This window comes from Leptothoe sp. EHU-05/26/07-4 (assembly GCF_043421015.1).
Lineage (GTDB): Bacteria > Cyanobacteriota > Cyanobacteriia > Phormidesmidales > Phormidesmidaceae > Leptothoe > Leptothoe turfae.
In genome coordinates, this window is the sequence record NZ_JAXSQV010000007.1 from 1,613,058 (window position 1) to 1,637,788 (window position 24,731).

Annotated in this window: 28 protein-coding genes and 1 other annotated feature (1 of these 29 only partly in view); of the genes, 10 read left to right on the top strand and 18 right to left on the bottom strand. The window is 47.5% G+C overall.

The window, feature by feature from the left end; genetic code table 11:
* Positions 1-29: 29 nt before the first annotated feature.
* A complete protein-coding gene (locus tag U2F10_RS31510) occupies positions 30-1,118 on the top strand; it encodes a HupE/UreJ family protein (protein ID WP_499874272.1) in 1,089 nt (362 codons plus the stop codon).
* 159 nt (positions 1,119-1,277) lie between these two features.
* On the opposite strand, the gene U2F10_RS31515 is transcribed toward U2F10_RS31510, so the two are convergent.
* From U2F10_RS31515 to phnM, 5 genes are all read right to left on the bottom strand, one after another.
* On the bottom strand, positions 1,278-1,673 hold the full coding sequence (locus U2F10_RS31515) for a RidA family protein (RefSeq protein WP_499874274.1): 396 nt from the start codon (positions 1,671-1,673) through the stop codon (positions 1,278-1,280).
* A 17-nt stretch (positions 1,674-1,690) separates the two neighbouring features.
* Positions 1,691-2,458, bottom strand: a complete 768-nt coding sequence (locus U2F10_RS31520) for a pyridoxine 5'-phosphate synthase (protein ID WP_499874275.1) — start codon at positions 2,456-2,458, stop codon at positions 1,691-1,693.
* 100 nt (positions 2,459-2,558) lie between these two features.
* On the bottom strand, positions 2,559-3,386 hold the full coding sequence (locus U2F10_RS31525; protein WP_499874276.1) for a phosphodiesterase: 828 nt from the start codon (positions 3,384-3,386) through the stop codon (positions 2,559-2,561).
* Positions 3,383-3,943 carry a phosphonate degradation HD-domain oxygenase gene (locus U2F10_RS31530; RefSeq protein ID WP_499874277.1) on the bottom strand — a complete coding sequence of 187 codons (561 nt, stop codon included), beginning with the start codon at positions 3,941-3,943 and terminating at the stop codon, positions 3,383-3,385. The genes U2F10_RS31525 and U2F10_RS31530 overlap by 4 nt, the downstream gene beginning before the upstream one ends.
* Positions 3,944-4,165: 222 nt before the next feature.
* Positions 4,166-5,302 carry a phosphonate metabolism protein PhnM gene (gene phnM, locus U2F10_RS31535; protein WP_499874279.1) on the bottom strand — a complete coding sequence of 379 codons (1,137 nt, stop codon included), beginning with the start codon at positions 5,300-5,302 and terminating at the stop codon, positions 4,166-4,168.
* Between the two features lie 144 nt (positions 5,303-5,446).
* Between phnM and U2F10_RS31540 the strand changes: the two genes are divergently transcribed.
* On the top strand, positions 5,447-6,073 hold the full coding sequence (locus U2F10_RS31540; protein WP_499874280.1) for a hypothetical protein: 627 nt from the start codon (positions 5,447-5,449) through the stop codon (positions 6,071-6,073).
* On the opposite strand, the gene phnL is transcribed toward U2F10_RS31540, so the two are convergent.
* The 7 genes from phnL to phnG all read right to left on the bottom strand — a co-directional run bounded on the left by phnL (position 6,070) and on the right by phnG (position 11,302).
* Positions 6,070-6,795, bottom strand: a complete 726-nt coding sequence (gene phnL / locus U2F10_RS31545) for a phosphonate C-P lyase system protein PhnL (RefSeq protein ID WP_499874282.1) — start codon at positions 6,793-6,795, stop codon at positions 6,070-6,072. The two genes, U2F10_RS31540 and phnL, sit on opposite strands and share 4 nt — an antisense overlap.
* A gap of 31 nt (positions 6,796-6,826) precedes the next feature.
* The gene (phnK, locus tag U2F10_RS31550; RefSeq protein WP_499874529.1) at positions 6,827-7,597 is read right to left on the bottom strand and encodes a phosphonate C-P lyase system protein PhnK; all 771 of its coding nucleotides are present in this window, start codon (positions 7,595-7,597) and stop codon (positions 6,827-6,829) included.
* 12 nt (positions 7,598-7,609) lie between these two features.
* On the bottom strand, positions 7,610-8,521 hold the full coding sequence (locus U2F10_RS31555) for an alpha-D-ribose 1-methylphosphonate 5-phosphate C-P-lyase PhnJ (RefSeq protein WP_499874283.1): 912 nt from the start codon (positions 8,519-8,521) through the stop codon (positions 7,610-7,612).
* Between the two features lie 88 nt (positions 8,522-8,609).
* Complete coding sequence (locus U2F10_RS31560) at positions 8,610-9,785, bottom strand: carbon-phosphorus lyase complex subunit (RefSeq protein WP_499874284.1); 1,176 nt, start codon at positions 9,783-9,785, stop codon at positions 8,610-8,612.
* Positions 9,786-9,807: 22 nt separating this feature from the next.
* Positions 9,808-10,254 (bottom strand): GNAT family N-acetyltransferase, encoded by a 447-nt coding sequence (locus tag U2F10_RS31565; protein ID WP_499874285.1) that lies wholly within the window; start codon positions 10,252-10,254, stop codon positions 9,808-9,810.
* A complete protein-coding gene (phnH, locus tag U2F10_RS31570) occupies positions 10,251-10,850 on the bottom strand; it encodes a phosphonate C-P lyase system protein PhnH (RefSeq protein ID WP_499874286.1) in 600 nt (199 codons plus the stop codon). The genes U2F10_RS31565 and phnH overlap by 4 nt, the downstream gene beginning before the upstream one ends.
* Complete coding sequence (gene phnG / locus U2F10_RS31575; protein WP_163670057.1) at positions 10,850-11,302, bottom strand: phosphonate C-P lyase system protein PhnG; 453 nt, start codon at positions 11,300-11,302, stop codon at positions 10,850-10,852. The genes phnH and phnG overlap by 1 nt, the downstream gene beginning before the upstream one ends.
* A 307-nt stretch (positions 11,303-11,609) precedes the next feature.
* On the opposite strand from phnG, the gene U2F10_RS31580 reads away from it, so the two are divergent.
* The 3 genes from U2F10_RS31580 (at position 11,610) to U2F10_RS31590 (ending at position 14,741) form a co-directional block, all read left to right on the top strand.
* Positions 11,610-12,122, top strand: coding sequence for a fasciclin domain-containing protein (locus tag U2F10_RS31580; protein WP_499874287.1), 513 nt, complete (start codon positions 11,610-11,612; stop codon positions 12,120-12,122).
* 277 nt (positions 12,123-12,399) lie between these two features.
* Entirely contained in the window at positions 12,400-14,013 is a 1,614-nt protein-coding gene (locus U2F10_RS31585; protein ID WP_499874288.1) for a mechanosensitive ion channel family protein, read from the top strand.
* A gap of 380 nt (positions 14,014-14,393) precedes the next feature.
* Entirely contained in the window at positions 14,394-14,741 is a 348-nt protein-coding gene (locus tag U2F10_RS31590) for a DUF805 domain-containing protein (RefSeq protein ID WP_163670052.1), read from the top strand.
* 317 nt (positions 14,742-15,058) lie between these two features.
* On the opposite strand, the gene U2F10_RS31595 is transcribed toward U2F10_RS31590, so the two are convergent.
* Complete coding sequence (locus U2F10_RS31595) at positions 15,059-15,307, bottom strand: hypothetical protein (protein WP_499874289.1); 249 nt, start codon at positions 15,305-15,307, stop codon at positions 15,059-15,061.
* Between the two features lie 379 nt (positions 15,308-15,686).
* Between U2F10_RS31595 and U2F10_RS31600 the strand changes: the two genes are divergently transcribed.
* On the top strand, positions 15,687-16,997 hold the full coding sequence (locus U2F10_RS31600) for a flippase (protein ID WP_499874290.1): 1,311 nt from the start codon (positions 15,687-15,689) through the stop codon (positions 16,995-16,997).
* Between the two features lie 181 nt (positions 16,998-17,178).
* Positions 17,179-18,018 carry an ADP-ribosylglycohydrolase family protein gene (locus tag U2F10_RS31605; RefSeq protein ID WP_499874292.1) on the top strand — a complete coding sequence of 280 codons (840 nt, stop codon included), beginning with the start codon at positions 17,179-17,181 and terminating at the stop codon, positions 18,016-18,018.
* 13 nt (positions 18,019-18,031) lie between these two features.
* On the opposite strand, the gene U2F10_RS31610 is transcribed toward U2F10_RS31605, so the two are convergent.
* The 4 genes from U2F10_RS31610 to U2F10_RS31625 all read right to left on the bottom strand — a co-directional run bounded on the left by U2F10_RS31610 (position 18,032) and on the right by U2F10_RS31625 (position 20,932).
* Complete coding sequence (locus U2F10_RS31610; protein ID WP_499874294.1) at positions 18,032-18,655, bottom strand: MarR family winged helix-turn-helix transcriptional regulator; 624 nt, start codon at positions 18,653-18,655, stop codon at positions 18,032-18,034.
* Entirely contained in the window at positions 18,655-19,296 is a 642-nt protein-coding gene (locus tag U2F10_RS31615; protein WP_163670043.1) for a hypothetical protein, read from the bottom strand. The genes U2F10_RS31610 and U2F10_RS31615 overlap by 1 nt, the downstream gene beginning before the upstream one ends.
* 73 nt (positions 19,297-19,369) lie before the next feature.
* Positions 19,370-20,110, bottom strand: coding sequence for a hypothetical protein (locus U2F10_RS31620; protein ID WP_499874296.1), 741 nt, complete (start codon positions 20,108-20,110; stop codon positions 19,370-19,372).
* 189 nt (positions 20,111-20,299) lie between these two features.
* Positions 20,300-20,932, bottom strand: coding sequence for a tetratricopeptide repeat protein (locus U2F10_RS31625; RefSeq protein WP_499874297.1), 633 nt, complete (start codon positions 20,930-20,932; stop codon positions 20,300-20,302).
* A gap of 366 nt (positions 20,933-21,298) precedes the next feature.
* On the opposite strand from U2F10_RS31625, the gene U2F10_RS31630 reads away from it, so the two are divergent.
* The 3 genes from U2F10_RS31630 (at position 21,299) to U2F10_RS31640 (ending at position 23,890) form a co-directional block, all read left to right on the top strand.
* Complete coding sequence (locus tag U2F10_RS31630; RefSeq protein WP_499874298.1) at positions 21,299-22,447, top strand: serine hydrolase; 1,149 nt, start codon at positions 21,299-21,301, stop codon at positions 22,445-22,447.
* Between the two features lie 239 nt (positions 22,448-22,686).
* Complete coding sequence (locus U2F10_RS31635) at positions 22,687-23,313, top strand: DUF6714 family protein (protein ID WP_163698055.1); 627 nt, start codon at positions 22,687-22,689, stop codon at positions 23,311-23,313.
* Between the two features lie 31 nt (positions 23,314-23,344).
* A complete protein-coding gene (locus U2F10_RS31640) occupies positions 23,345-23,890 on the top strand; it encodes an RDD family protein (RefSeq protein WP_163670030.1) in 546 nt (181 codons plus the stop codon).
* Between the two features lie 36 nt (positions 23,891-23,926).
* Here the strand turns inward: U2F10_RS31640 and U2F10_RS31645 are convergent, their stop codons facing one another.
* Positions 23,927-24,259, bottom strand: coding sequence for a pentapeptide repeat-containing protein (locus U2F10_RS31645; RefSeq protein ID WP_163698057.1), 333 nt, complete (start codon positions 24,257-24,259; stop codon positions 23,927-23,929).
* A 450-nt stretch (positions 24,260-24,709) separates the two neighbouring features.
* Positions 24,710-24,731, top strand: a binding site (T-box leader); it runs 244 nt beyond the window's last position.

Genomic DNA, 24,731 nt, shown 5'->3' on the forward strand with positions numbered 1-24,731 from the left:
TTTATGCCTTAAATTATTAGGAGGTCCAAATGAAACGGTTTGTTCGCTTTTTACGGGTCGGTATTGTGGGTTTGTTGGCTAGTGTGTGGCTGGGGAATGTTGCGATCGCACCCGCCCAAGCCCACTGGGACGACCTCACCGTAGCCGACATCATTGTCACCGACACCAACGCCCAAATCACGTTGACAATGCCTACAGCATTGCTTAGTTTTGCTGATGACGACGGCAATCAAACGCTGTCATCATCAGAAATTGAACAGCATCGTACCCAGCTAGAACAACAATTAGGCAATGGCATTACTTTAAAAAATCAAACAGATGAATCAGGACAATTCACCCTCGCCTCAACAACAGCTCAGCAGCCTGAAGACAAAATCAACCATAGCACCTTTTTATTAAGCTATGAATGGCCAACAACCCTCCAAAAACTCACCATTCAATATAATCTATTTCCCCCTGAACATGAACAGGCTCTAGCCACCATTACTCAAGGTAACCGTACCCGCAATATCGTATTTACCCCCGAAAACAACACAATAGAACTAGCAGACACAATCCCCTGGCAACACCAGTTTCTTAGTTTTCTCAAACTGGGTGTAGAACATATCTTCACTGGCTACGACCACATCCTATTTTTACTTGCTCTACTTTTACCAGGAGGTCGCCTATCTCAACTCCTAAAAATCGTTACCGCCTTCACCATTGCCCATTCTCTTACCCTTACCTTAGCCGCTCTCGATATTGTCACTTTGCCCACAGCCTTTGTCGAGAGTGCGATCGCTCTATCCATCGTTTACATAGCGATAGAAAATCTGTGGCATAAACCTATGAACCATCGACCCTGGTTTACCTTCGGCTTTGGGCTGATCCATGGCCTCGGCTTCGCCAATATTCTGAGAGACCTCACCCAAAGTCAGAGCAACCTGATCTTATCCCTAGCCAGCTTTAACCTAGGCGTAGAGATAGGTCAGATTGCCATTGTTGTCCTGGCATTCTACGGATTGCGATTTTTACAACAACGTCGAGGAGCCATCTTCCTAAACTACGCTGCTTCAGTACTGATGATTCTCATGGGCAGCATCTGGTTTGCAGAGAGAGTCTTAGCTGCTTGGGTTTAAGCAATAAAGCACTGATGCACTCCTAGTGGTCTGTCAAGAATCAGATTTTGGGTAAGACTGTTAAAGTGTAACAAGTCTAAAGTGGTGAAGAGTCACTCCTTACCCTTCACCCTTCACCCTTTACTCGTTAACCAACCCGAATTTTTAGCGTAGAATAATTCAAAACACCAGAGCCTCTACCTCAATTTCAATCAGCATATCAGGATCAATCAGCGCACTAACCTCCACCATCGCCGTCGTAGGGGGATAAGTCCCCATAAACTCCTGATGGGCCTGACCATATTCTTGCCAGCGGCTAATATCTGTCACATACATGCGGGTCCGCACAATATTCGATAAATCCGCACCCATAGCCCGGAGCGTCTTTTGAATTATCTGAAAACACCGTTTTGCCTGGGCATAACCATCTCCTGGAGCAACGGTATTCCCCTGATCATCCACCGGAGCAGTCCCCGACATAAAAATTTGGTTGCCCGCTCGAATCGCTCGACAATAGCCTACCGCTGGCTCCCAAGGAGTGTCAGTAAAATGACGAACAATAGATGGGTCATCCATGACTATCTTTATATGTATTACTGATTTGCCGCTGCAATGACATCCAAATAAGCCTTGACCGCATTCTCCAGACCCATCATTAACGCATCCGCTGTGAGAGCATGGCCAATGGACACCTCTAAGATATTGGGAATCTGCAAAAACTGAGGCAAGTTTTCGAGGTTTAAATCATGACCTGCATTGACCCCTAGGCTACATTCCTGGGCCACTTTTGCCGCCACCGCATAGCTGGTATGCAGTGTTTCTAACTCCTCCTCAGTTCCTTCGCGGGATGCCGTAGCATAGGGTTCGGTGTAGAGTTCAATACGAGTCTCCGTCGGCCCCTGCATCGAACCTAATGTGGGGATCAGCCGAATTTGCTCTGGGTCAGGATCCATAAACAAGCTAACCCGCGCCCCTAGCCCTTGAATTTCCTTAATAATCGGGATCAGAGTCTCACCTTGATTGGCAATATCCCAGCCATGGTCGGAGGTAAACTGATTGGGATCGTCAGGAACTAACGTCACCTGATGAGGTTTTACATCCCGCACAATGTCCATGAACCTAGCTTCTAAAGGATTCCCCTCAATATTAAATTCGATCGTCGGATGTGCCTTGAGCATCTCCGCCAAGTCATAAACATCGTGACGCCGGATATGACGCTCATCTGGGCGAGGATGCACCGTGAGGCCATAGGCTCCAGCTTGAATGCAGGTTTCCCCCGCCTTCACGACACTGGGTATACCCATGGTGCGGGAATTCCGGACAAGGGCAATCTTGTTGAGGTTAACACTGAGGGCAGTCATAAATCTTGCTCTGATGCTAGCTACCAGGCCTATGGTGTGGGCTATAGATTGTACAACATACAGACTGACTGATTGTGAATTGCCTAGGGTTGATCCATCGTTATAAAGCTGCCACAACCACCTTTTTCCCATCGGAAAACCGATAGGGACCATCAAACTCGCTAACATACATGGTGTGGGAAACTAACGTCTCCTTTGTCCATACATGGAGTTGATAGGCGGGTGGTTCCATCACAAATTGGCTAGAGCTGTCAGGGTCAAAATCTATAGCACTTTGATGGACTAAGCTAGGCTGGCTGCTGGCCACCGTCCCGGCCCATGGGCAGTAGATAGTGCGGTGTAAATGCCCGCAGCTAATGCGTTTTACTTGAGGGTGTTGGCGAATTAATTCTGCTAGCGCCCCACGGCCTTGAAACCGTTTGCGATCCATCCAGGGAATGCCAGTGGCAAATGGAGGATGGTGCATAAACATGAGGGTGGGTGTTTCAGGTGCTGCTGACAGTTGTTGCCCTAGCCATGCCAAACGCTCGGCATCGATACAGCCCCCACCTTTTCCTGGGATAATGCTGTCGAGCATGATCAGGCGCATGGGATAGTTATCGACAGCATAACTAAGGTGAGAACTCGCCCTTGGCAGATAGGTGTGGGTATTAAATACCTGTCGTAGATGATCGCGATGATCGTGATTGCCTGGCATTAAATACACGGGACACTGCAATGGTGCGAGCATGACTTTTAGCAGCTCATATTCTTCCACAGTGCCGTCTTGAATCAGATCGCCTGATGCCACCACCACATCTGGTTGAGGATTAAGCCTGCTCAATCGGGCAATGGCCTCGGCAACTAAGGAATTAGTGTCTACGATGCCATAGGCGAGTTTGCCCGGCATCTGCACATGGAGATCGCTGATTTGGGCGATGAGGATCATACGACGGGTCCCCGACTCGCAGTGGTTAGAATAGGTTGAAAATGATCTAAGTCAGGGGTTTTTAGGTTTTTAATCTTAGCTAAATCATCCCAGCGACGCAGTTTGACAGCACTTTCTGCATTCGGCTGGTCAATAAAAGCTTGTGCCATCGACTGTGAGAAAATACCTCCCTGAAGCTTCAAACTTAGCTTAGAGGCAGGCGAGAGTGCTTCCCAATAGTTCTCATCTATCGCACAAAGATAGCGTTTGGCGGCTACGTGCAAACGAATGGGTGTGGTAACAGTTTCTGGAAATAGGGGCTCTAATACGGGAATTGCACGATATTCATGGCAATCATCAACGCCCCGCACTGCTGGGTTGTCACCAAGATGATGCACCAGATGTCCCAGGTCATGGAGGAAGCAAGCGGCGATCAGCTCTGGTGATTCACCATTCTCTTCGGCGAGGGTGGCGCATTGGAGGGCATGTTCTAACTGACTGACGGCTTCACCACCATATTGGGCTTGGCCACGTTGGCGATAAAGATCGAGAATTGGGTCTAGAGTTGTTATGTGCATTGCAAGAAAAGGGATAACCCATTGTCGGGACATTCCATGGAACATCCCGACAATGGGTTAACGCGGTTGTTTAACAGGACAAAATCGTCATAGTTTTGTTATAATCTAACAATCTTGTTGATAGGTATAAAGACCTTCAATCAAGTGTCTCAATGACTTAACCAGGAAAAGGAGAGAGAGAAAATCAGGTTTCAGTGAGGAAACTCTCCCATTCCCTTGCCTCTAAGCAATGCGATATCCCTGACGGACAGCGGATGTTAGTCGGGGAATCACACCATCATGGTGCAAGGTAATTATGTCAGCCCGTTTGCCGACCTCTAGACTGCCGCGATCGCAATCCAACCCAATCGCCTTAGCTGGATTTACGGTAAACAGACGCATTGCTTGATGCAGCGGCACCTGAGCCTTCTCCACAATCAGGAACATCGCTTGAACTAAACTTTGGGGCACATAGTCTGACGAGATAATATCGGCTAAATCTCGCTCGATTAAATCCATGGCGGACACATTGCCTGAATGGGATCCACCCAAGATTAAATTAGGGGCTCCCATCAGCACCTGTAGACCATGGGTGTGAGCTGCTTTCGCCGCATCCAATGTGGTGGGAAATTCGGCGATGGCAGCCCCGTCTTCAATGGCTTCTTGGACATGCTCCGGGGTAGCATCATCGTGACTGGCCAGACAAATGTCGCGTTGCTGGGCCAGTTCCACCAGTCTGCGACGGTTATCGACGGCATGGCACTGTTGGGCTTCGATGCGATCGCGAATAAAGCCATCCATTTCCTCAGCCGTTACCCCATGTTTGCCCTGGTAATACTCTTTGTACTTATCAAGTTTTACAAACTGTCGCTGTCCGGGGGTGTGGTCCATTAGGGACATCAGTGACAGCAGCGGGTGATCGGCATAGGTTTCCACCAGATCGTATACCTGGTTATATCCCAGCTCACAGCGTAGGTGTAGTCGATGGTCCACCGAGAAGCGCCCGTCGCTTTGTCCCTGATGAATCGTATTGATCATGGGGCCAAATTGGGTCATGCGCAGAGAGCCAGGGGTAAGATCGCCAATAGATATGGCGTCACACACGGTTGTAATACCGGCCCCCGCTAAATCTCGATCATGGTGTACGGCAGCCACATCCAGAGGCCAGCTCACCTTGGGGCGAGGTGACATGCACCGCTCCAGGTTATCCGTGTGGAGTTCGATCAGCCCTGGCAGTAGATAGTCGCCGTTGCCATTCTGCCCTTGATCCACAGTACCTGGCTGAATGTCTGCAATTAGACCGTCCTTGACGACAAGGGTGCCCAGTAGCTCCTGGCCTGGAAGCTGCAAGCGATAATTGGTGTAGATGGTTTCAATCATGGGGCGTATGGTCTGGATTTATTTGGGTAAACGGGCTTCTCTACCAATTAGACAATTAGATACAACTAGAAAATGTCTAGACATCTCTAACTGATATCTAACCAAGGTTAAGTTAACGTTATCTTTAGGGTTAGGAGACAAAAAATGGCTCAGATCATTGAACTTCCAGAGTCCTGTTATTTTTCTGACTATTTCAAGCTGAATTATTATCTGGAAGATATCGTGACCCACTTTGGGTATAGCTTAGAGCTGACGTCGCTGGTTTTGCCTCAGTCAGAAAAACCAGTAGACACTATCGATCGACTTAGGCAGCGTTTGGAGGAGAGTTTGCCGTTCGTCACATTAGATAGTGAATCGGCGCGCCGAGAATTTTTGATTGCGCCTCTGATTTTAGAGTTAGTGCATTTAATCCATGTCAAGGTTAAGGTTAGCTATTCTCTTAAGGCGACGGATCAGTTGAAGGGCCTTTTAGATTATTATCTTCAGTCTGGCCATAGTTTGCTGATTATCGAGGCCAAAGATGAAAATCTGGAACGCGGATTTAAACAGCTGGCGGCTGAACTCATTGCATTGGATAAAGTCACGGACTCATCGTCGGGGAATCTCCTTTATGGTGCAGTTTCGATTGGGCGTATCTGGCAGTTTGCTGTGCTTGATCGACAGCAAAGAAAAATTTCTCAAGATTTAGAGCTATATCGAGTACCCGCTGATGTAGACCCTCTAATGAGTATCTTGGTGGCTATTTTGACTGACCAAGCAAGCGAGGGTTAGCCAAAGAGGAGGGTGCGATCGCAAACCCTTTCCCTGACTTCGTCATCATGGAAAATTCCTACCATGGCACAGCCCTGGGCTTTACGTTCTTCGATTAACCGCATCACGACGTCTCGATTGGCCGCATCTAGCGCTGATGTGGGTTCATCTAAAAGCAAAATAGGGTAGTCCATGGAGAACGCACGAGCGATATTGACCCGCTGTTTTTCACCCCCAGAAAAGGTGGTAGGTGACAGTTCCCATAGTCGCTCTGGCAAGTTTAGCCGAGAAAATAAGTCTCGTACCTTATCTTTAGCCTTATCTGTATCTAAACCTAGTTCCATCAAGGGTTCTGCAGCGACGTCTACCGCTGGCACCCGAGGAATCACCCGCAGAAACTGGCTGACATAGCCGAGGGTATATTGGCGGACTTCAATTAATTTATGGGCTTCGAGTTGGGGCAGATCAACCCACTCCCCCTGGTGTTTGACCCAGATAGAGCCGCTATCCACACGGTAGTTGGCGTATAGAGAGCGCATAAAGGTGGATTTCCCTGAACCTGAGGCCCCTTGGAGGGCAACACATTCACCGGGATTAACGGTGAGGGAAACCCCTTCGAGCACGGGCAGATTGACACTGCCCTGGTGATGAAGCACAAAGCTTTTATGGAGCCGGTCTGCTTGCAGCAGGGCTGTTGTATTGGTTGGGGCGGTTGCTGGAGATGAGAGTTGTAAGGTGTTCATGGGGGGACAATTGTGTTGTAGTGAGTCTTCATTAAGGCACTAACGTGGCATTCACAAGCTGTTGCGTATAGGGATGATGGGGATCATCCAACACCTGGTCGGTGAGTCCGGCTTCGACAACCTGACCGTTTTGCATCACCATCAGTCGATGGGCCAGCAGTCGCACGACGCCGATATCATGGGTGACCAGGATGACGCTGAGGTTAAGGGTGCGTACCAGCGATCGCATCAGGTCTAACAGTCTGGCCTGGACAGAGACATCGAGACCACCTGTGGGCTCATCCATCAGCACAATGCGGGGGCGTGTGACCAGAATGCGGGCCAACTGCAGACGCTGTTGCATGCCGCCGGAAAAAGTACGGGGAAAGTTATCAAGACGGGCAGCCGGAATTTCAACTTCACTTAACCATTGGAGGGCTTCGGTACGAATATTGCCATAGTGCCGCTGGCCAACATCGAGCAGTCGTTCGCCAATATTGGCCCCAGCGGTCACGTTCATGCGCAACCCGTCACGGGGGTTCTGGCGGACAAAGCCCCACTCGGTTTTCATCAACCGACGACGACGGGGTTCAGGTAGCGTACGCAGGTCGATAGGGTTGTTGTCTCGGTCACAATAGGACATCTCTCCTGTTTCAAAGGGGATACGACCGGCAATGCTATCCAGCAGGGTACTTTTGCCGGAGCCAGACTCGCCGATGATGCCCAGAACCTGACCTGGGTAAAGGTTGAAGGAGATGCGATCGCAGGCACACAGATCGCCATAATACTTACTTAAATTATTAACCGTCAGTAGCGGCTGCATCATGTCTTTCTCCTATTGCCCTAGTTTTTGTGCACTACCCGATTGCGATCGCTGACGCTGCTCGCAATAGTCCGTATCTGAACAAATCCACATGCGTCCCCCCTGGTCATCAATGACCACCTCATCTAGATAGCTGTCAGTGGCCCCACAAAACTCACAGGGCTGCTCCCAGTTCTCCACCGAAAACGGATGATCTTCAAAATCCAGGCTTTTCACTTGGGTGTAGGGCGGTATGGCGTAAATTCGTTTCTCTCGTCCCGCCCCAAATAGTTGCAACGCCGGGTTCATATCCATTTTCGGATTATCAAACCGAGGAATTGGACTGGGGTTCATCAGATGCCGCCCATTTACCATGACCGGATAGTCATAGGCTAAAGAAATCCGCCCAAACTTGGTAATGTCCTCATAGAGTTTGACGTACATGGGGCCATATTCTTCTAACGCATGCATTTTGTTGGCTTCAGTCCGAGACGGCTCAATAAAGTACAGCGGCTCAGGCATGGGCACCTGATACACAAACACCTGCCCTTCTTTGAGAGGTGTTTCAGGAATCCGGTGACGGGTCTGAATCAGAGTCGCTTCCTCTGTGCGTTCGGTCGTTGCCACACCACACACCTTCTTAAAAAAACGTCGGATATTCACGGCATTAGTGGTGTCGTCAGCCCCTTGGTCAATCACCTTCAAGGTATCTTCTTTACCAATCACCGAGGCCGTCACCTGAATGCCACCAGTGCCCCAGCCATATGACATTGGCATTTCCCGCGAGCTAAAGGGAATCTGATGTCCAGGAATCGCCACGGCCTTAAGAATAGCCCGGCGGATAGATCGTTTAGTTTGTTCATCCAGATAAGCAAAGTTAAACCCTGGTTCAGGGTTAGAAGGAGCAGGGGAGACAGGGAGAACAGGCGAGGCAGGGGAAGTCATGGTTTAGCAAAGAGAAAAGGGATATGTGCCGTAGGGGCTGGTCTTGTACCTGCCCTGGAAAGAAAGATGATAGGGTTTAGCCCTTTAATCATGCTGTTTTTGCCTCCTGGGAAACAAGCGGATGACTCTCAGCCTGAGTCGATGGTGGGTTTGTTATCTCCTGGGTCCGTTCATAATCACGGCGTAGCTTACGAATCAGATTTAGTTCTGCCTGAAAATCGATGTAATGGGGCAGCTTAAGGTGCTGCACAAAGCCCTGAGCTTCAATATTGTCAGAATGAAAGAGAACAAATTCTTCATCCTGGGCTGGACCATCCAGAGATTCTCCTAAATCCTGAGCCTGAAGCGCTCGATCCACAAGGGCCATGGCCATGGTCTTGCGTTCGTTGTAGCCAAACGTAAGGCCGTACCCTTGGGTAAACTGTGGCGGAATTTCTTTACTGCCCTTAAACTGATTCACCATTTGCACTTCGGTGACTGTTATATCGGCAATGGCAATTTCAAATCCTAGTTCCTCAGGACATATGATCACATCCACCTCACCCATGCGAATCTCACCAGCAAAGGGATGATTTTTGCCATACCCCCGCTGGGTGGAATAGGCCATAGACAACAAAAAGCCTTCATCACCACGGGCTAAGTTCTGCAAACGAGCATCTCGATGGGTGGGTGTGGTGAGTGATTGTCGCGTAATGTCAAACGGTGCAGTGTCTTGCTGTTGATCACACCCATGCCCCACCGTTCCATTGCCAGGAGGCATCACCAATCCCTCCTGCTCCAACGTATGAGCCACCCGAGGCGTCGTTTCATTGACATCAACCTGTTCACTGGTGGGTGCAGAAAATGTATTATCCTCAGCCGCCAGCTTAAAGTCCAACAGTCGATGAATGTAGTCAAATGTGGGACCAAGCTTCTGCCCCCCCGGAGCCTCCTTAAAGATGGCCGAAATGCGCCGCTGAATCGCCATGGCACTCGTATCCAGCGGTTCACTGTAATACAGCCGAGGCAAGGTTGTTCGATATGCCCGCAGCAAAAAAGCCGCTTCGACCAAATCTCCCCAAGCTTGTTTTATGGCCAATGCTGCCAGGTCCGGATCATACAAACTGCCTTCTGCCATTACTCGGTTTACCGCCAGCTGCATCTGTTGCTTGATCTGCTCCACGGAAAGCTCCGGCACAGTCTCATCGCCTCGCCGCTTTGCCTTGAGTAAGGCTTCGGCATTGCGAATGGCTTGTTCTCCACCTTTGACCGCAACATAGGGCATGGATTTTCTCCTGAAGATTTCGTTAACTAAGTTCGACTCGGTAACTGTATCCGTGTTGGGTGAATCCTAAGGATTCGTAGAAGGCGTGGGCAGCTGTTCTGCGAAGGTTAGTGGAAATGGTGAGTTTGTAGCATCCGGCAGAACGGCACCGTGCGATCGCAACGTTCATCATTCGCCGACCAATCCCCTGGCCTTGCAAATCAGGAGCCACCCCCACAGCTTCGACAATGCCAGATGGGCTGCCATGGTGAACCAGATTATCCATAATCAGCAAGGCAAACGTGCCAACAACTTTCTCGGAGAAACAGGCAACCCACAGCGTGTAATTTGGATACTGTTGAACCCGTGAAAACCATTTCTCGGCATCAGCTAAGGTCAAAACAGCGCCATGCTCCAGCCCCGAATGATTATAGATATCCACAACTTGAGGTAAATCTTCGCGGCTGCCAGGACGAATTGTTAGCGTCATACGCCCCCTTGAGATTCTATGATGGGTTGAGCTGTGCGAGGCAGCCCCAGCACTCGATCGTCGACAAAATACCAGCAGTCTAAACCCAAGGGATAATCTGCCGTCATCATTTGCCACTGTTGCCAAAAATCAGAATTCAGAGGCAGACTCACCGCAATTTCATCCAAAATCCCTGGCCCTTTGAGTTTCATGGGTAATCCCCCCGTTAACTCAGGCAGTTGGATCAATAACGAAGTAGACGCTTCTGGATATTCAGCATTGCCCCAGGAGAATTCAGCAAGCTTAGGGGCGGTGGCGATTTCCTTAATCAAGGCAAAATCAGCAGCCTGGGGATTGTCGGTAAAGCGACAGCCCGTATGAAACACTAGCCACTGACGCACATCTTCAGTAAATCCTGACTGTAGCCACACTACAGTTTCTAAATCGAACAGGGTGAGGCAGGCAGCGGCGCAACTTAGCTCAAGACCATTAGGTGTGGTCAGGGAAACAGTTGTTTGCAGAATACCGGGTCTTGCCAAGGCATCTAATAACGCTCGGAAGGTTTTCTGGGCGTCGTAAACTGTATCTGTAAATCCGGTTAGCTGAGTAATCATCATTAGCTTTCCCCCCGCAGCATTGTGAAAAAGTTGACACGGGTGGATTCAACTTCAGCCGCTTCCCGCTCTCGTTTTTCCTGGGCTGCCGCTTGCAAAGGGATAATCACCTGGGCCTGCACCCGATCATGCCAACCAGGGTGCTGTAGCAGCCCATCACACACAGCTGCTAGCTCTGCATGGCGTTTGGAACGACCCGCTACATACCCAAAGCCAGTCAGCTCATCCAGCTGTACTACACAACGAGTCAGCGTCATTTCACCCAGGTTAAAGGGTTGCCCAGTCCCCTCGGCTCGACCTCGCACCATGGTCAAACCAATTTCGGGCGATCGCAAAAATCCATACCCAGGCACATCGTCAAGTGTCGCAACGCACTCTTCTAAAAGCATCAAGGGCGCTTTAGCTAGGACTGACATCCAGACGGCTCTAGATGGTTGTAGCGCTGTCTTTACCATAACTTAACCAATTTTTAACTGATCGTTAAATTCATGTAGACGTCTAGACAAATTATTGATCCTTTAGGCTGAAGATGCAACTGATTTATGGTGGTGTGTCGGGATGACATAGGGCTATGGCACTCAAAAAGTTCAGTGATGAAGTAAGGGGCTTAAATTTGCCTATTTCCCTTATAGCGATTTCATTGGCGTTTGAACCTGGTTTCTCATGAAATGGAGACCCAGTTTTTGATTTATAAATAAAAGTGATCCAATTTTGGTTAGGTGTCGTACCTCTAATGAACACCTGTTAGGAAGGTATTAATTCATGAAGAAGGTAATGGTACTCACCAGCCTATTGGCTGCTACATTTGCGATGTCTCCAGTGCAGGCTAAAGAGACAGCCTCTGCTCAGTCCAAAGATGGACACACTGGAAACACTATTGTTAGTATTGCATCCACCAATGATTCCTTTGATGTTTTGACTGCGTTGCTAAAACACGCCAAGCTAGTAGGTGTGCTCAATGGTGAAACAGAGTTTACAGTGTTTGCCCCTACTGATGATGCGTTTGGCCGTTTGCCTGAAGGCACAATTGAGAGTCTCTATCAACCCGAAAACAGAGAGCTATTGGCAACCATTTTGACGTACCATGTGGTGCCCGGCAGTGTGCGGTCTACCGATCTGGCATCGGGTAGCGTTGATTCTGTTGCTGGAATTCCTTTAAATATCTCTGTGGGTTCTGGAGTGACCGTAAATGACTCTAACGTGGTTTCAGCTGACATTGAAGCCAGCAATGGCATTATTCACGTTGTTGATGCGGTAATTTTGCCTCCTCAGTAATCATAGTCTTTTCTAGAATCTGTTACGTAGGGGCGCATTGCAATGCGCCCCTACGCAGGATATGGTGCATTGGCCTATAGCATTTGCCTGTATCTGAAGGGCGCACGACAGTGCGCCCCTAGCAGCCATTCTGAATTCTCAATTAAATAGCAGCCCCTAATTGCCCCTTAATCAGCAAGTTTTGTATGGTGCGTATAGCAATGTCCTAAGATGTCTAGAACATGGGGCAAACGCCCTATCTGTACGTTTACTTGCCTGTTTGAGAGGCCGCTAAATTATGGCTGCGTTAGTGCTATTTTCCATTGAGCTAGCCTTAATTATTATTCTTTGTGGTTTTTTATATATTTCTTTTAATTGGGGTTCTCGTTGGGTTTTACAAGCATCTCCACTACAGATGGATGATGCAGGCTTGCAAACGCTACGACAAAACGTATTTGGCATCGTTCTGATTTCAGGCTGCTTGCTCGTTCTATTAGTAGCAGGATTCAACGGATGGATACTACTACAGGGTGAAAAGCCAGATACGTATACCCTGTCTTTGATTCAAAACACACCTCAGGAAGTTTGGCTGGGCATAGCAGCAGGTGTTGCCAAAAGTATATGTTTGCTGGTCCTGGTCGGTATTTTGCAGCGTCCCCTCAAGCACAGGTTAGCTCAGATTAGTCGCCACGTTAAGCAGATAGAGCAAATCACGGCGAATGATGAGAGTATTGAACATTTGTTTAAGGCCTTAAGTACCGTATTACGTGTGGGCATGTGGCTTTTGGCCTTGATATGGTGTGCTCGTTTTTTGCATCTACCCGAAGAGATATCTCCTTATCTCTATGCAACCTGGCGCATCTATTTGATTATTTCCATTGGCGTTATCGTTTTTAGATCCGTAAGTGTTGTTGTTGATAGCTTGGATGCTTTGAGTAAAAAGTATTCTAGCCCTAGTAATCTGTTGCGGTTTTACGATCGTTTACAACATCTTGTTCCTTTTTTAAAGCGCTGTTTGGAATATGTTGTCTGGCTCTATGTAGGTATATTAGTAGTCAGGCAAATTGACTTAATTGCTAACTTAGCAGGCTATGGCGCAATGGCTGTGAAGGTCATTGTCTTAGTTTTTTTAGGGCGATTAGCTGCCAATGTCGCACAACTACTCGTCACAGAATTATTGCTGTCCACTGAGGAAACATCGACTGCAATTTATCAGCGACGGGTGACCATCACCCCACTCATTGTAAGTTCACTTAGATATATTATTTACTTTGGCACGGCTTTATTTTTGTTAAAAGCTCTCAATATTGATCCAGGGCCAATCTTAGCAGGTGCCGGGATTGTGGGTCTAACCGTTGGTTTAGGGGCGCAAAACCTGGTGAAGGATGTGGTCAGCGGTTTCTTTATCCTGTTTGAAGACTATTACTTAGTGGGTGATTTTATTGAAACTGCCGAAGCCCAGGGGACTGTTCAATCGATTGAGCTACGAACGACACGCATTCTGCATCCCGATGGCCAGGTTCAGATTCTGAGAAATGGCGATATTGGATCGATTATTAATTACTCTAAACATCCGATTAATGCAGCGGTAGAGGTGTCTATCACCTACGAGGTAGATCCGGAAAAGGCCTTTGAAATTATTGAGCGTGTGGGAATAGAATTGTGTCAGGACGAGGACGATGTCCTAGAGCCAACTCATATTGAAGGCGTAGAAACATTCTCGGAAGAGATTTGTTTAATTTATACCCAAACTAAAGTTAAGCCTGGCAAACATCTGAAGATTCAACGTGTGCTACGTCAGCGTTGTCTGGTTGCACTCTTGAAAGAGGATATTGAGGTAGGCTCGATGGATACAAAATTGGTTCTCAAGAGTGGTTTTGAGAAGTTTGGTGTGCAGAATGAAGCAGTATAAGGGCTTGGCAGACGTTCCATGGAACGTCTGTGCATGATTCTGAATGGAAGTGGAGAAATGCCCTAGACTTTCGATAGAAAATACCGAGCTTTTTCTCTTTGAAACCAGGTAAAAAACGAATTTGTTCTAGTAGTGCGTTGAGGAAGGCTATTGTTTCTGCAGATGCATGTTTCATGGTGGCCTATCCCTAAGCTACGGTTTTGTAGATTGAGGATAAACGTTAATCAGATGCGAAATAAATCCTAACTAGTATCGTTGAGCCATAAATCAAGAATTATGTTACTGGTTAGTGGCTGGGTACGCTCTAGGGCAAAATTAGACCAAATTAAAGGTCTAACCAAGGTCTAAGACACTGAAAGATACGTAGAGAGTAAACATTTATGGAATGGTATATCAAGGTTTTAAAGAACTATGCAGTATTTGAAGGACGTGCGCGCCGAAAAGAATACTGGATGTTTGTTCTATTCAATTTTCTCGCTGCCTTATGTTTAGGCTTCATAGAAGGCTTTCTGGGAGCATTCAGTAATACGGATCAAAGTATCCTCAGCTTTATTTATAATTTAGCTGTTCTGATTCCATCTATTGCTGTCGGTATTCGTCGTATGCACGATGTTGACCGTAGTGGGTGGTGGATTCTGTGTCCAATTGTAAATTTGGTCTTTGCTGTAACGGATGGGACCGCAGGGTCTAACAAGTTTGGGCCGGATCCTAAAGCAAATGAGCGTTAAAGTTTGAAAGAGCGCTGATGGGGTATAGGTGCCTTTAGATTAGTAACCCCATGCCCCCTTCCCTGTCCCTTAGCAGCAGGTATTTTATCAGCCACTAGATTACGTACAGAAACAATCGGTGTGGTTATACTGTTTCCTCCAACACTTTCTCTTTAGTTTCTTGGGTTGTTACCAAATGACATGCCGTTGGATGGACTCCGTCTACCCTGATCATTACCGCAAAAGCATTTCTTGCAGTTGCCAAGCTTCTGCTACTCAAGCTTGTGAGTTGCTGATTGTCAGCAGGAATATAGGTTTTAGAGGTTCACTCTTGTTTATCAGCAATAGAAATGACTTCTATCCAATAGCACCTCACCATGGTCAGGGACCCAAGCAGCCCAAGTGTTCTCTGATGCCTGGCAAAGTAACTTAGCCTTGTCATAAGCAAAATAGCTAGGTGGTTGCAGCAGCTTAACCCAGGTATCGCGGGTGTAATTAAGCTGACAAACAGAATACCAGCTTGGCGCAGGTTCTACTTCTGGTTCGGATACCAATGGGCATGTGGGAGCGCTAGCCGGAAGGAGCATACTTATTCTCCACTTCGCAGTTATTTATGTATTCAATTTTACAAAATAGAGGTTATAAAGATTACTCTATGGCAATAAGTTAATAAAACCTGACAATCAAAGATATTTTGCGATTGCTGATTTAGGGGATGAATCGGTCTAGAGCCATTGTTATCTGACCGCATCTCCCAGCTAAAATCATCCTGCCAGCTTGGCCTTAATTCCAATCGCTTTTGGCAACAGGATCTTCCGTTTTCTGTTGCTCCCAGTCAGGTGCATGTCTGTTTGTTTTATAGAGGTTAGTTTGGCGTGCTCAATGACGGTAGCTTCAGTCCCATGGGCGCAGGTGACGAGACTTCTCTGACTATCATGGTGCCTAGTGACTAACCAGGGAGGCAGCTTGCAGGAACCAAATGTATTCGCCAAACTAGTGCGAGGGGCAGGGGCCGCATTGACAGTGCAGATAATCAGTGCGGGGGTTTTATATAGCTCTCAAGTGTTGCTGGCGCGCTGGATGGGCACAGCCGCCTATGGGATTTATGACTATGCTACAGCCATTGGTATTTTCTGGGCCTTTATTGCTGGATTTGGCTTGCCAACGGCAGTTCTGCGGTTTATTTCAGCCTACAATGCCCAGGAAGATTGGTCCCATTTAAAGGGAATCATCTGGGGCAGCTGGCTACAGACATTGTTGATTGGTATTCTCACCTCGCTGTGTGGCACTGGCATTTTGTTGTGGCTCAATGCTAACCGTGATTTAGGTGCTTATACCATGCCTGTTGTTATTGGGATTTGGACAATTCCGACCGTTGCCCTGGTGAGTCTCCAAAAAGAGATTATTCGTGGGTTTCAAAGAATTGTATTGTCCTATGCACCATCACTGGTTATGCAGCCGCTGTTGTTGATCATCATGGCAGCTGTTTGGCAAAGGTTGTATGGGCTGACCAGCACAGTTGCGATCGCACTCTCCTTGCTTTCTGCATTATTAACCCTGGGGTTTCAATGGTTGTTATTTCAACAAAGTGTAGATGCCAAAATCCGTCATGCCCAACCCGCCTATGAGATTTCCCGATGGTGGAAAGCGGCTGTACCCTTAATGTTGTTTGGTGGTTCATTCATGGTGCTCAGCCAAACAGACACATTAATGATCGGTGTGTTTTTAGATGCCAAACAGGTGGGCATTTATGGCGCAGCCCTCAAAACCGCATTATGGGTGCCGTTTATTTTGGCCTCTGTAAATGCGATCGCAGCACCATTGATCGCCTCCCTCTATGCCCAGGGCGATCACGAGAGACTGCAACAATTAGTCTCTACTGTGGCCCGATGGATGTTTTATCCAGCCTTCATCACATCGATTGGGCTCATCAGTTTTGCAGGACCTGTACTACAGTTATTTGGCCCCGAATTTGTGGCTGCCAAGGGTGCATTAACCATTTTGATCCTAGGCCAGTTAGTGAATGTAGGAGCTGGTTCAGTGGGCTATATCCTAACAATGACCGGCTATCAAAGCCAGTCCGCCGTTGTTATGGCAATCAGTGCCCTGGTTAATGTCATTCTGAATTTAGTTGGCATTCATGTTTTCGGAATTGTTGGAGCCGCCATGGCCACCGCCTTTTCCATGGCTATGTGGAATGTTTGGCTATATTGTTTAGTGGTGCGGCATGTAGGGGTGCGACCATCAATTTTAGATGCACTGCGCGCACTGCGCTGAGAGAGTTGTCCACAGGCTTTGGGGACTGCACAAAAATAAAGACCCAGGTTGGGGTTGTCGATGGGTGGATGAGTGATGGGCTAATGGGGGGATTATTTAAGCGCAAGCGCCTTACCTAGGCAGTCGCAATACACGTTTGCTATGGTTGAGTTTCATCGTTACTGAGGCTTACACATAGCCAATGTTGGTAGAACTTGCGATTGGTGATGCCTATGGTGCTGGGTTTGAATATTCCCCCAGCAGTATGATCCGTGAACAGAATGATCTCAGTGGGTATGTGCAACATCCACGACATCAGATTCAGCCAGGTTACTATACCGACGATGCCCAGATGAGTATTGCAATTGCCGAAGCAATTGTGTCGGGTGAACCCTGGACTCGTGAGAATCTAGCCCATTATTTTGTTTCAGCCTTTAAGCGTGACCCTCGTGAAGGCTATGCCCGTGGCTTTTATGGATTTTTGCAAGCAATCAACGATGGGGATGAATTCCTTGCCAAAATTAGGCCCCATAGTGACAAAAGTGGAGCCGCCATGCGAGCCGTTCCCATTGGCATTTTCCCAACTGTTAAAACTGTGATTGAACGCTGCAAACTACAGGCCACCCTAACCCACGACACACCAGATGGCATCAACGCTGCAGTTGCGGCCAGTCTAATGTCCCATTACTTTATCTACCAGCTTGGCCCCAAGTCAGAATTGCCACAGTTTATTCATAAACGTGTACCTGGACCATGGATAACACCCTGGCAAGGCAAGGTTGGCTCCAAAGGTATGATGAGTGTTCATGCGGCCCTAACGGCTGTCACGGCCCACGATTCCCTCAGCGAAATTCTCAAAACTTGTATTGCATTTACAGGTGATGTAGACACAGTTGCCACCATTGCCCTTGGTGCAGCCTCTTGCTGCCAAGAAGTAGAACAAAATATTCCACCTGTTTTAATCGAGACCCTTGAAAATGGCGATTACGGCCTTGATTATCTTCGCCACCTTGATGGTCAGCTATTCCAAGCCGTTACATGAAATATTTCCATGGTCAAACAATAGCCGCCTCTTTCTCCTGATGCTCAGGACAATCCAAACGCAAATCGCGATCACCAAACGGCGCATCCACCAACATACAGTGATGAGGACGATCAGCATCCTCATATACATTGGCCCTAAAATATTCACAAGTCACACACATCCGTGACGGAGGAATCTTTCCCTGTGACTGCAGCTTCTGAATCATTTTAGTTAACCCTCTAAAGAAAATCGTTTGCTCTTCTTCAGAGAGTTCTGTGACTGCACTTAATAAGAAATCTGGCCAGCTAGCAGCTTTTTCCGCTTGTTCTTGACCTTTAGGCGTCAGGCGAATGGCGATGGCTCGACGATCATCCGTTGCCTTTTCCCGAGACACCAACCCCTTTTTTACTAAGGATGAGACCGCATCACTGGCCGTCGCTGCACTGGTAGCCAATCCTTTAGCAATGGCAGAAAGGCGAATTCCCCTTTCTGGACTGGATTGGAGCAATGCCAAAATCTGCCCTTGGGTGGGAGTTAACCCTTGAGCTTCCGCTCCTTGCCAGGACTGACTACGCAGAGCTATACCAATTTTGGAAAGCCCTGTGATGACCCGTTGGCCAATGGGTTCATTAATGGTGTCAAATGGATTATCCATTAAGTGTACGGTGGTATGATCGCGACAGGCTCTAACACATGGTTAATGATTTTACTCACCTCTGTTTCGGCTTTATGTCCAAACCATTGTGCCAGGATAGTGAAGTCTCCATCAAATAGAATCCAAGATGGAGTCCCTTGAAGCTGATTGACATGAAAGGTATATGCAGTAGGGGATAGTCTCTGTAGAACTTGCTTTATCCTAGCGCGGGCACGGGCTTGGGTTGCGTCATCCATAGGAGGGAATGAGGGTGTGAGATGACATACATGCTCGACATCGTTGTCATCAAACAGCTCAGCCGCGTCGCCTACCTGGTCAAAGGCTACGGGAAAGGTAATGGGGACGGTGTAGGATCGCTGACCATGGTGTTGAAAGTATAGTCTAGTGGCCCCAACAACTTCACCTGTTTCCAGCAGACATTGGGTGTAGTCGGCGGTGTTTAGATCAAAGTCCTCGAATGCGGTTGAAAGTCCTAAAACATTGAGACGATTACCATAGGTATGATGTAGGTGTTCTGCCAGGGGTAGGGCATGGATAAAACAGCCAGGGCAATTGACCTGAAAGACTAACAAAAGATTTAAATCCTTGATCTGAAAATCGCCCTGTAGAACTTGGTCAATGGTCATTTTAAATTTAGCCACAAGAGTCACCTCCTTTGATTTATCGCAAAAGATCTACACTGTGGGTGCAGTGTTAATGCACCCCACAACAGTCTCAACGGGCCTGAACCACATAGGGCAAACTCAAATCCCCTGAAACCACACTATAAACCTCGTAAACTCCAAGCAGAGGGCGGTTGGCGTCGGATGTGTTGACCTCCATGTAGGCAGCAACACCGTCAAAGTTAAACTCCGTGACATGGTTTATCCGTTGTGCAGGCACCAATACTCGCAATGTGCTCTGATCGGTTATGACCGAGAACCCAGGAGAATCCATATACATGGGCATCCCTGGATTAGTTGGCGGTAATACAACACTCTCATCTTCTTGGGCAAATTCCAGTACGGACAAACCGCCAGATACACGGTCATCAGGTGTTAGCACAACCCAATGGCTATGCCAGATAACTCCGTCATTCGCGAAATTACGATCATTGTTTTCATCCCATAGAGGTGTGTCATCAAAATCAGGATGTGAGGTAACGGCCAGGGCAACAATACCGTCAGTGGCATTGAAACCCACATCGTCAGGGGCCAATGTCGTTGGAAAAACATAGCCCAAGACAGGAGCACCATCTAACTGACCAGCGGCTTGAGGCAATGTAGCTCCTACCATGCCATTCACCTGTTGCTCGAACACCAACAGGTCCAGATCGTCCAGATATTTCACCTGTGCCAATTGAATCTCCAAAGCTGGGTTTTTGTCAGTTGCCTGAACTGCTCGAACGGGCTGGGATACCCCTGTAAAGATAATCAAACTGACAGCTAAAACAAGCAACCCAATAAAACGTCGCATAAACGACCTCCTTTATTTATTTAGGATTCCTAATAATTAGAACTACTAAATAGTATCCAGCTTAAAAGATGGCGTCAAGGGGGAAGGTTGCGATCGCCCATGCAAATCAGGTTTTGAAATCTTCTAATGCCCGTGTGGAACTGATCCTCTAGAAAGAGAAAAGTCTAGATGAAATATTGTTACTAAAAATCAGGATGCCCGTCGGATCGCTTCAGTTTTCTGGATTTGTTCTGGACTGAAGCCAGCCTGTCGTAAATGATCTAAAAACCACGACTCACGATATTGGGGGTCTAAAGCAACCGCCTGCTGATAGGTCTGTTGGGCTGCGCCAATTGCTTGGCTGTCCCATTGGGCTAGGGCTAAAGCTACCCAAGGATGGGGGTTGCCCGGTTCTAAAACCGTTGCCTGTTCTGCATGGTCAATGGCTTGGTCATACTCCTGTAGGCGATGATAAGCCAGGCTTAAGTTGTAGTATCCAATTTCGTTGTCAGGCTTCAGTGCGATCGCTTGGGTATGGGTTTCTACGGCAGCATCTAATTGACCATCCACCAAGTACACAATGCCCAATGCATTTAAAGCAGGCACGTGGTTATCATCTTGGTCCAATGCACGTTGCAAAACATCGATGGCATTTTCCGCCTGTCCATCTAAATGCAGGGTCCACCCCAATATCACCTGGCCCGAAAGATTCTGTGGGTCTAACGTCACAGCCTCCTGCAGGGCTGCGATTGCTTCTTTGTAGCGCCCCTGACCGCGATACTCTAGTCCCATCTGACGATTCTGGGCCGCCTTAGCTTTCTCTTCAGCAGATGGTTCAGTCATGGGAGTCTCGTTTATTTCCTGAGGAGTAGAGGCTACAGAAGTAGTGTCCGCTGAGTCTGATGTGTTAGTCGACTGAGATGGAGCGGTTGAGGTAGCCGTGCGACAGCCCGCTAAACTAAATGTCAGCAACGTAGTCAAAAGGAAACTACTAACTTTTTGAAGACTAATTTGCACTACAGTTATGCCAAGACTCTGGGTCTCATTTTAGCGGTTATTCACCTAAGGCGAGCAATGCTGATTCTGTCCTCTATATGCAAGCAATTATCAAATGCTATGGGTAACATCACTATCCGACAAGGCCCTATGCATTGGCTCATTGTCTTGCTGCTAAGTTTCTTATGTTGGCTTTTGCCCACAACCTTGCCTATGCTGCCCGGCTCAAATGGTGTTGCCTTGGCAGTAACAATTTCATCTGAAACTGCTTTGGCCCGGCTATTTACATCTTCAGAAATTCAGGCTAGCTGGTTTGCTAATAGCTTTTTGTCGCAGATTTCTCTGGCCCAAATTGAACAGGTTGTGCAGGGTATTACCGCTACCCTGGGTCAGTATCAGAGTGTTGAAGCCAGGGGGGATCAGTATCTTCTGACGTTTGAAAAGGGCACTGTGCCCACCCGTATTGCTCTGAATACATCGGGCCAGATTACCGGATTGTTGTTTGAACCGCCTCAGATTGCTGCATTAGATTTAGAGAGTTTGCAGACGGCATTTGCTGAGCTACCTGGTGATGCAAGTTTGCTGATCCTTAAAAATGGAACTGATATAGCCAGCGTTAATGCTGACCAGCCGCTGGCAGTGGGTTCAGCGTTTAAGCTATTGATTCTACAGGCGTTACAGCAGCAGATTGATGCGGGTGAACACAGCTGGGAAGAGATTCTGCAGGTGCAGGATGCCTATCGTAGTTTGCCCAGCGGCCGTCTACAGGATTGGCCAACAGGCACACCTCTGACTCTCCAGAGTTTGGCCACAATGATGATTTCGGAAAGTGACAATACGGCAACAGACCATTTGTTGGCATTGGTGGGCCGTGATGCAGTGGAGGCGCTGACCAAACGCAATCGTCCTTTTCTATCTACGCGAGAAGCGTTTATTCTAAAAGACCCGCAAAACCAGCGATTGCTGGATCGCTATCGTCAGGCCCCTGAGCGAGAAAAATACGACATTTTGAGAGCCATGGCCGCTCTGCCGCTGCCTGCTGTCACTATTTTTAACAATGGCCCTTTAGCTTTAGATGTGGAATGGTTTATGAGCGGTCGGGAATTGTGTATTGAGATCGCAACCGTTGCTGATTTGCCTCCTATGCAGGTCAATCCTGGCATTGCCAACCCAGCTAACTGGCAGCGTGTGGCCTTTAAGGGAGGTTCTGAACCTGGTGTGGAAAACTTCACGACCGATTTGCAAGATGCAGATGGCAACCATTACTGCATTGCCGCTACCTGGAACAATCCTGATGGCATTGACGAGCTTAAGTTTTCGGGTCTTTATCGCGGTGCGCTCTCATCGATAAAGTCAGACTAAAATACTGGTAGCGCTCTCTACCACAGTCATGACATCTGATTGTCTCAAGCGAGTACTCCCCTTTATCCTTGCGGTAATGGTGACCTTGGGAGGGAAGATTGTTGATGCCAAACTCAAGAATTATTGTCCCGGGGGTATACGCCTGATGATATTCGCAAGATCTGGGGTGGTAATTTGATGTGAGTATTTGATGCTGCGATCGCAGTAGCTGAACAGATGCAAGCAGAGGCTGAAGGCTGATGGGTATTTCCTTTTCTAACCCAGATGAGAAAATAGCGTATGAAAACAAGAAGCTTGCCCTAATTAAAGAAATTAACGAGGCATTTGATGGTGTTGCCCGTGAAGATGGCGTCACGCTCCATGAGGCGATGGTGATCGATGATTACGGTAGCCCGGCAGAGCGAGCTGAGGCTAGAGCACAGGATACTGAAGACCAGTGGCAAGACGTTCCAGAAGATGATATTCGATTTTCTGATGCGGTTCTGAGTTTTCTAGACTCAAAGGGTTTTCACTATTACCTTCCAGCCTACATGGTTTGGTATCTCCGCAACATTGATAATGAAGATCCTGCCTACTGGTCAAATACATTTGACTCGGTAATCTTTCATTTGACCTATCAAATAGATGTAGAAAACTATGTCGCTTCAAAATTTCAATTGTTTACCCCTGCTCAACTGAGGGTTACGGGATATTTTCTTCAATTTAACGTAGAACGAGAAGAGACAATTGAGAAGCAGAATTTGCAGGAATCTTTGTCCAAGGGTGGCTTATCACCAGAAGAGATTAACTCTATTTTGCTTGATCATACATTTCACAATCATGAAGACAGGCAAGCGTTAGAGACGTACTGGCGACAATTTATATAGATGAGTCACTAGTTAAGGGAGGCGACACACCATGACAACCCATAACCACGATACTTCCCTTGGCATGGGTGTTTATTTCGCCCCGGATGATTATGTTGGTATGATGCGTCGCATTGCCATTTTGCTTATCGACTTGGCAGTGCTGATCATCGTATATGTGTTATTTGCCATTTTTTTGATACCAATCGTTGGTAACCGCAACGGGTCAATGGGGTTGCTCTATTTTGGTATAGTGTGGGCTTACTTAACGACTCTCAAATCATCACGCATTCGCACGGTGGGTTATCGGCTGATGGGTGCCCGGATCATTAATCTGCGTGGTGGACGCCCCTCCATGTTTCGCATGACCTTTCGTTTATTATTATGGGCATTTGGCCCGTTTAATCTGTTGTTTGATTTGTTATGGTCCAGCGTTGATGACGATCGCCAATCCTTACGTGATCGAATTGCCGGCACCTGTGTTGTTAATGCTCAAGCAGAACCCATCGGTACAGCTGAAATTCAACTCAAGTATTACTATGCATTTGGTCTGGCGTTAATGTATTCGCGAGTGATGCGTCCGCAGGATCCAGAATGATAGATGATCTGGGGCTCAAAGCTTTGGTCTTTCGCATTATGGCTGACTGCAATAGCCTTTGACTGCATCCATCAAGACAGCCCCACAAAAATTTGTACCTTTAGTGGTCACATTGTAGAGACGGGCATGGCGCAAATTTGCCCCTTGTAAATTTGCGTGGTTAAGATTGACGGAATCCAGCTGTGCCCATCTGAGATCCGCATTACTCAAATCCGCACCAGTCAAATCCGCATGCTGAATGCGTACTCCTTTTAACCGACAGCCGGAACAATTTTTAGTCGCCCTTAAGGCAACTACCCTCAAGGGCGTTTCAGCCTGAAGTACTAGCAGGATAATGGCTGTGGTGAGTAAAACTCGAAACAGCTTCATAGCCTCCTCTCCGAATCTGAGACAGTGTAATCCTTTCCGAATCTGAGACAGTGTAATCCTTACATTAGACGAGCTTCAAGGATTAAATCGCAAAATTTAACACTTTTACGGATAATATATATTCTTTTTTAGCCGCTTTCACCAGTTTCCAATGTGTTCAAAGATTAACTATACTGATTTTTTCTGTATATCTCACCAATATTAGTGGACTATATTAACAACCTTCAGTCTATCCTGCTGATTCGGGTGAATAGACTGAAAGTTTGCAGTATAGTATGCCGACAAGACGAAAAGACACGGCCTCTCGCAGCTTCTCAGGCAACTACTCGCAACTTGAATTTTCATTCGCTATAATCGGAAAAATCTAAATAAACCTTGACCATATCCAGACCTAGTGGCTTGACCTACGGGGAAAGCTTAAGTTTTCAAACTAGATGTGGTCTAACCCCAACAAAGGCATTGATGGGAAAGA

Bases quoted from the DNA above. Each gene is read 5' to 3' on its own strand.
- U2F10_RS31510 (WP_499874272.1), top strand. From the start codon at position 30: ATGAAACGGTTTGTTCGCTTTTTACGGGTCGGTATTGTGGGTTTGTTG.
- U2F10_RS31515 (WP_499874274.1), bottom strand. From the start codon at position 1,673: ATGGATGACCCATCTATTGTTCGTCATTTTACTGACACTCCTTGGGAG.
- U2F10_RS31520 (WP_499874275.1), bottom strand. From the start codon at position 2,458: ATGACTGCCCTCAGTGTTAACCTCAACAAGATTGCCCTTGTCCGGAAT.
- U2F10_RS31525 (WP_499874276.1), bottom strand. From the start codon at position 3,386: ATGATCCTCATCGCCCAAATCAGCGATCTCCATGTGCAGATGCCGGGC.
- U2F10_RS31530 (WP_499874277.1), bottom strand. From the start codon at position 3,943: ATGCACATAACAACTCTAGACCCAATTCTCGATCTTTATCGCCAACGT.
- phnM (WP_499874279.1), bottom strand. From the start codon at position 5,302: ATGATTGAAACCATCTACACCAATTATCGCTTGCAGCTTCCAGGCCAG.
- U2F10_RS31540 (WP_499874280.1), top strand. From the start codon at position 5,447: ATGGCTCAGATCATTGAACTTCCAGAGTCCTGTTATTTTTCTGACTAT.
- phnL (WP_499874282.1), bottom strand. From the start codon at position 6,795: ATGAACACCTTACAACTCTCATCTCCAGCAACCGCCCCAACCAATACA.
- phnK (WP_499874529.1), bottom strand. From the start codon at position 7,597: ATGCAGCCGCTACTGACGGTTAATAATTTAAGTAAGTATTATGGCGAT.
- U2F10_RS31555 (WP_499874283.1), bottom strand. From the start codon at position 8,521: ATGACTTCCCCTGCCTCGCCTGTTCTCCCTGTCTCCCCTGCTCCTTCT.
- U2F10_RS31560 (WP_499874284.1), bottom strand. From the start codon at position 9,785: ATGCCCTATGTTGCGGTCAAAGGTGGAGAACAAGCCATTCGCAATGCC.
- U2F10_RS31565 (WP_499874285.1), bottom strand. From the start codon at position 10,254: ATGACGCTAACAATTCGTCCTGGCAGCCGCGAAGATTTACCTCAAGTT.
- phnH (WP_499874286.1), bottom strand. From the start codon at position 10,850: ATGATGATTACTCAGCTAACCGGATTTACAGATACAGTTTACGACGCC.
- phnG (WP_163670057.1), bottom strand. From the start codon at position 11,302: ATGGTAAAGACAGCGCTACAACCATCTAGAGCCGTCTGGATGTCAGTC.
- U2F10_RS31580 (WP_499874287.1), top strand. From the start codon at position 11,610: ATGAAGAAGGTAATGGTACTCACCAGCCTATTGGCTGCTACATTTGCG.
- U2F10_RS31585 (WP_499874288.1), top strand. From the start codon at position 12,400: ATGGCTGCGTTAGTGCTATTTTCCATTGAGCTAGCCTTAATTATTATT.
- U2F10_RS31590 (WP_163670052.1), top strand. From the start codon at position 14,394: ATGGAATGGTATATCAAGGTTTTAAAGAACTATGCAGTATTTGAAGGA.
- U2F10_RS31595 (WP_499874289.1), bottom strand. From the start codon at position 15,307: ATGCTCCTTCCGGCTAGCGCTCCCACATGCCCATTGGTATCCGAACCA.
- U2F10_RS31605 (WP_499874292.1), top strand. From the start codon at position 17,179: ATGTTGGTAGAACTTGCGATTGGTGATGCCTATGGTGCTGGGTTTGAA.
- U2F10_RS31610 (WP_499874294.1), bottom strand. From the start codon at position 18,655: ATGGATAATCCATTTGACACCATTAATGAACCCATTGGCCAACGGGTC.
- U2F10_RS31620 (WP_499874296.1), bottom strand. From the start codon at position 20,110: ATGCGACGTTTTATTGGGTTGCTTGTTTTAGCTGTCAGTTTGATTATC.
- U2F10_RS31625 (WP_499874297.1), bottom strand. From the start codon at position 20,932: ATGACTGAACCATCTGCTGAAGAGAAAGCTAAGGCGGCCCAGAATCGT.
- U2F10_RS31630 (WP_499874298.1), top strand. From the start codon at position 21,299: ATGCTGCCCGGCTCAAATGGTGTTGCCTTGGCAGTAACAATTTCATCT.
- U2F10_RS31635 (WP_163698055.1), top strand. From the start codon at position 22,687: ATGGGTATTTCCTTTTCTAACCCAGATGAGAAAATAGCGTATGAAAAC.
- U2F10_RS31640 (WP_163670030.1), top strand. From the start codon at position 23,345: ATGACAACCCATAACCACGATACTTCCCTTGGCATGGGTGTTTATTTC.
- U2F10_RS31645 (WP_163698057.1), bottom strand. From the start codon at position 24,259: ATGAAGCTGTTTCGAGTTTTACTCACCACAGCCATTATCCTGCTAGTA.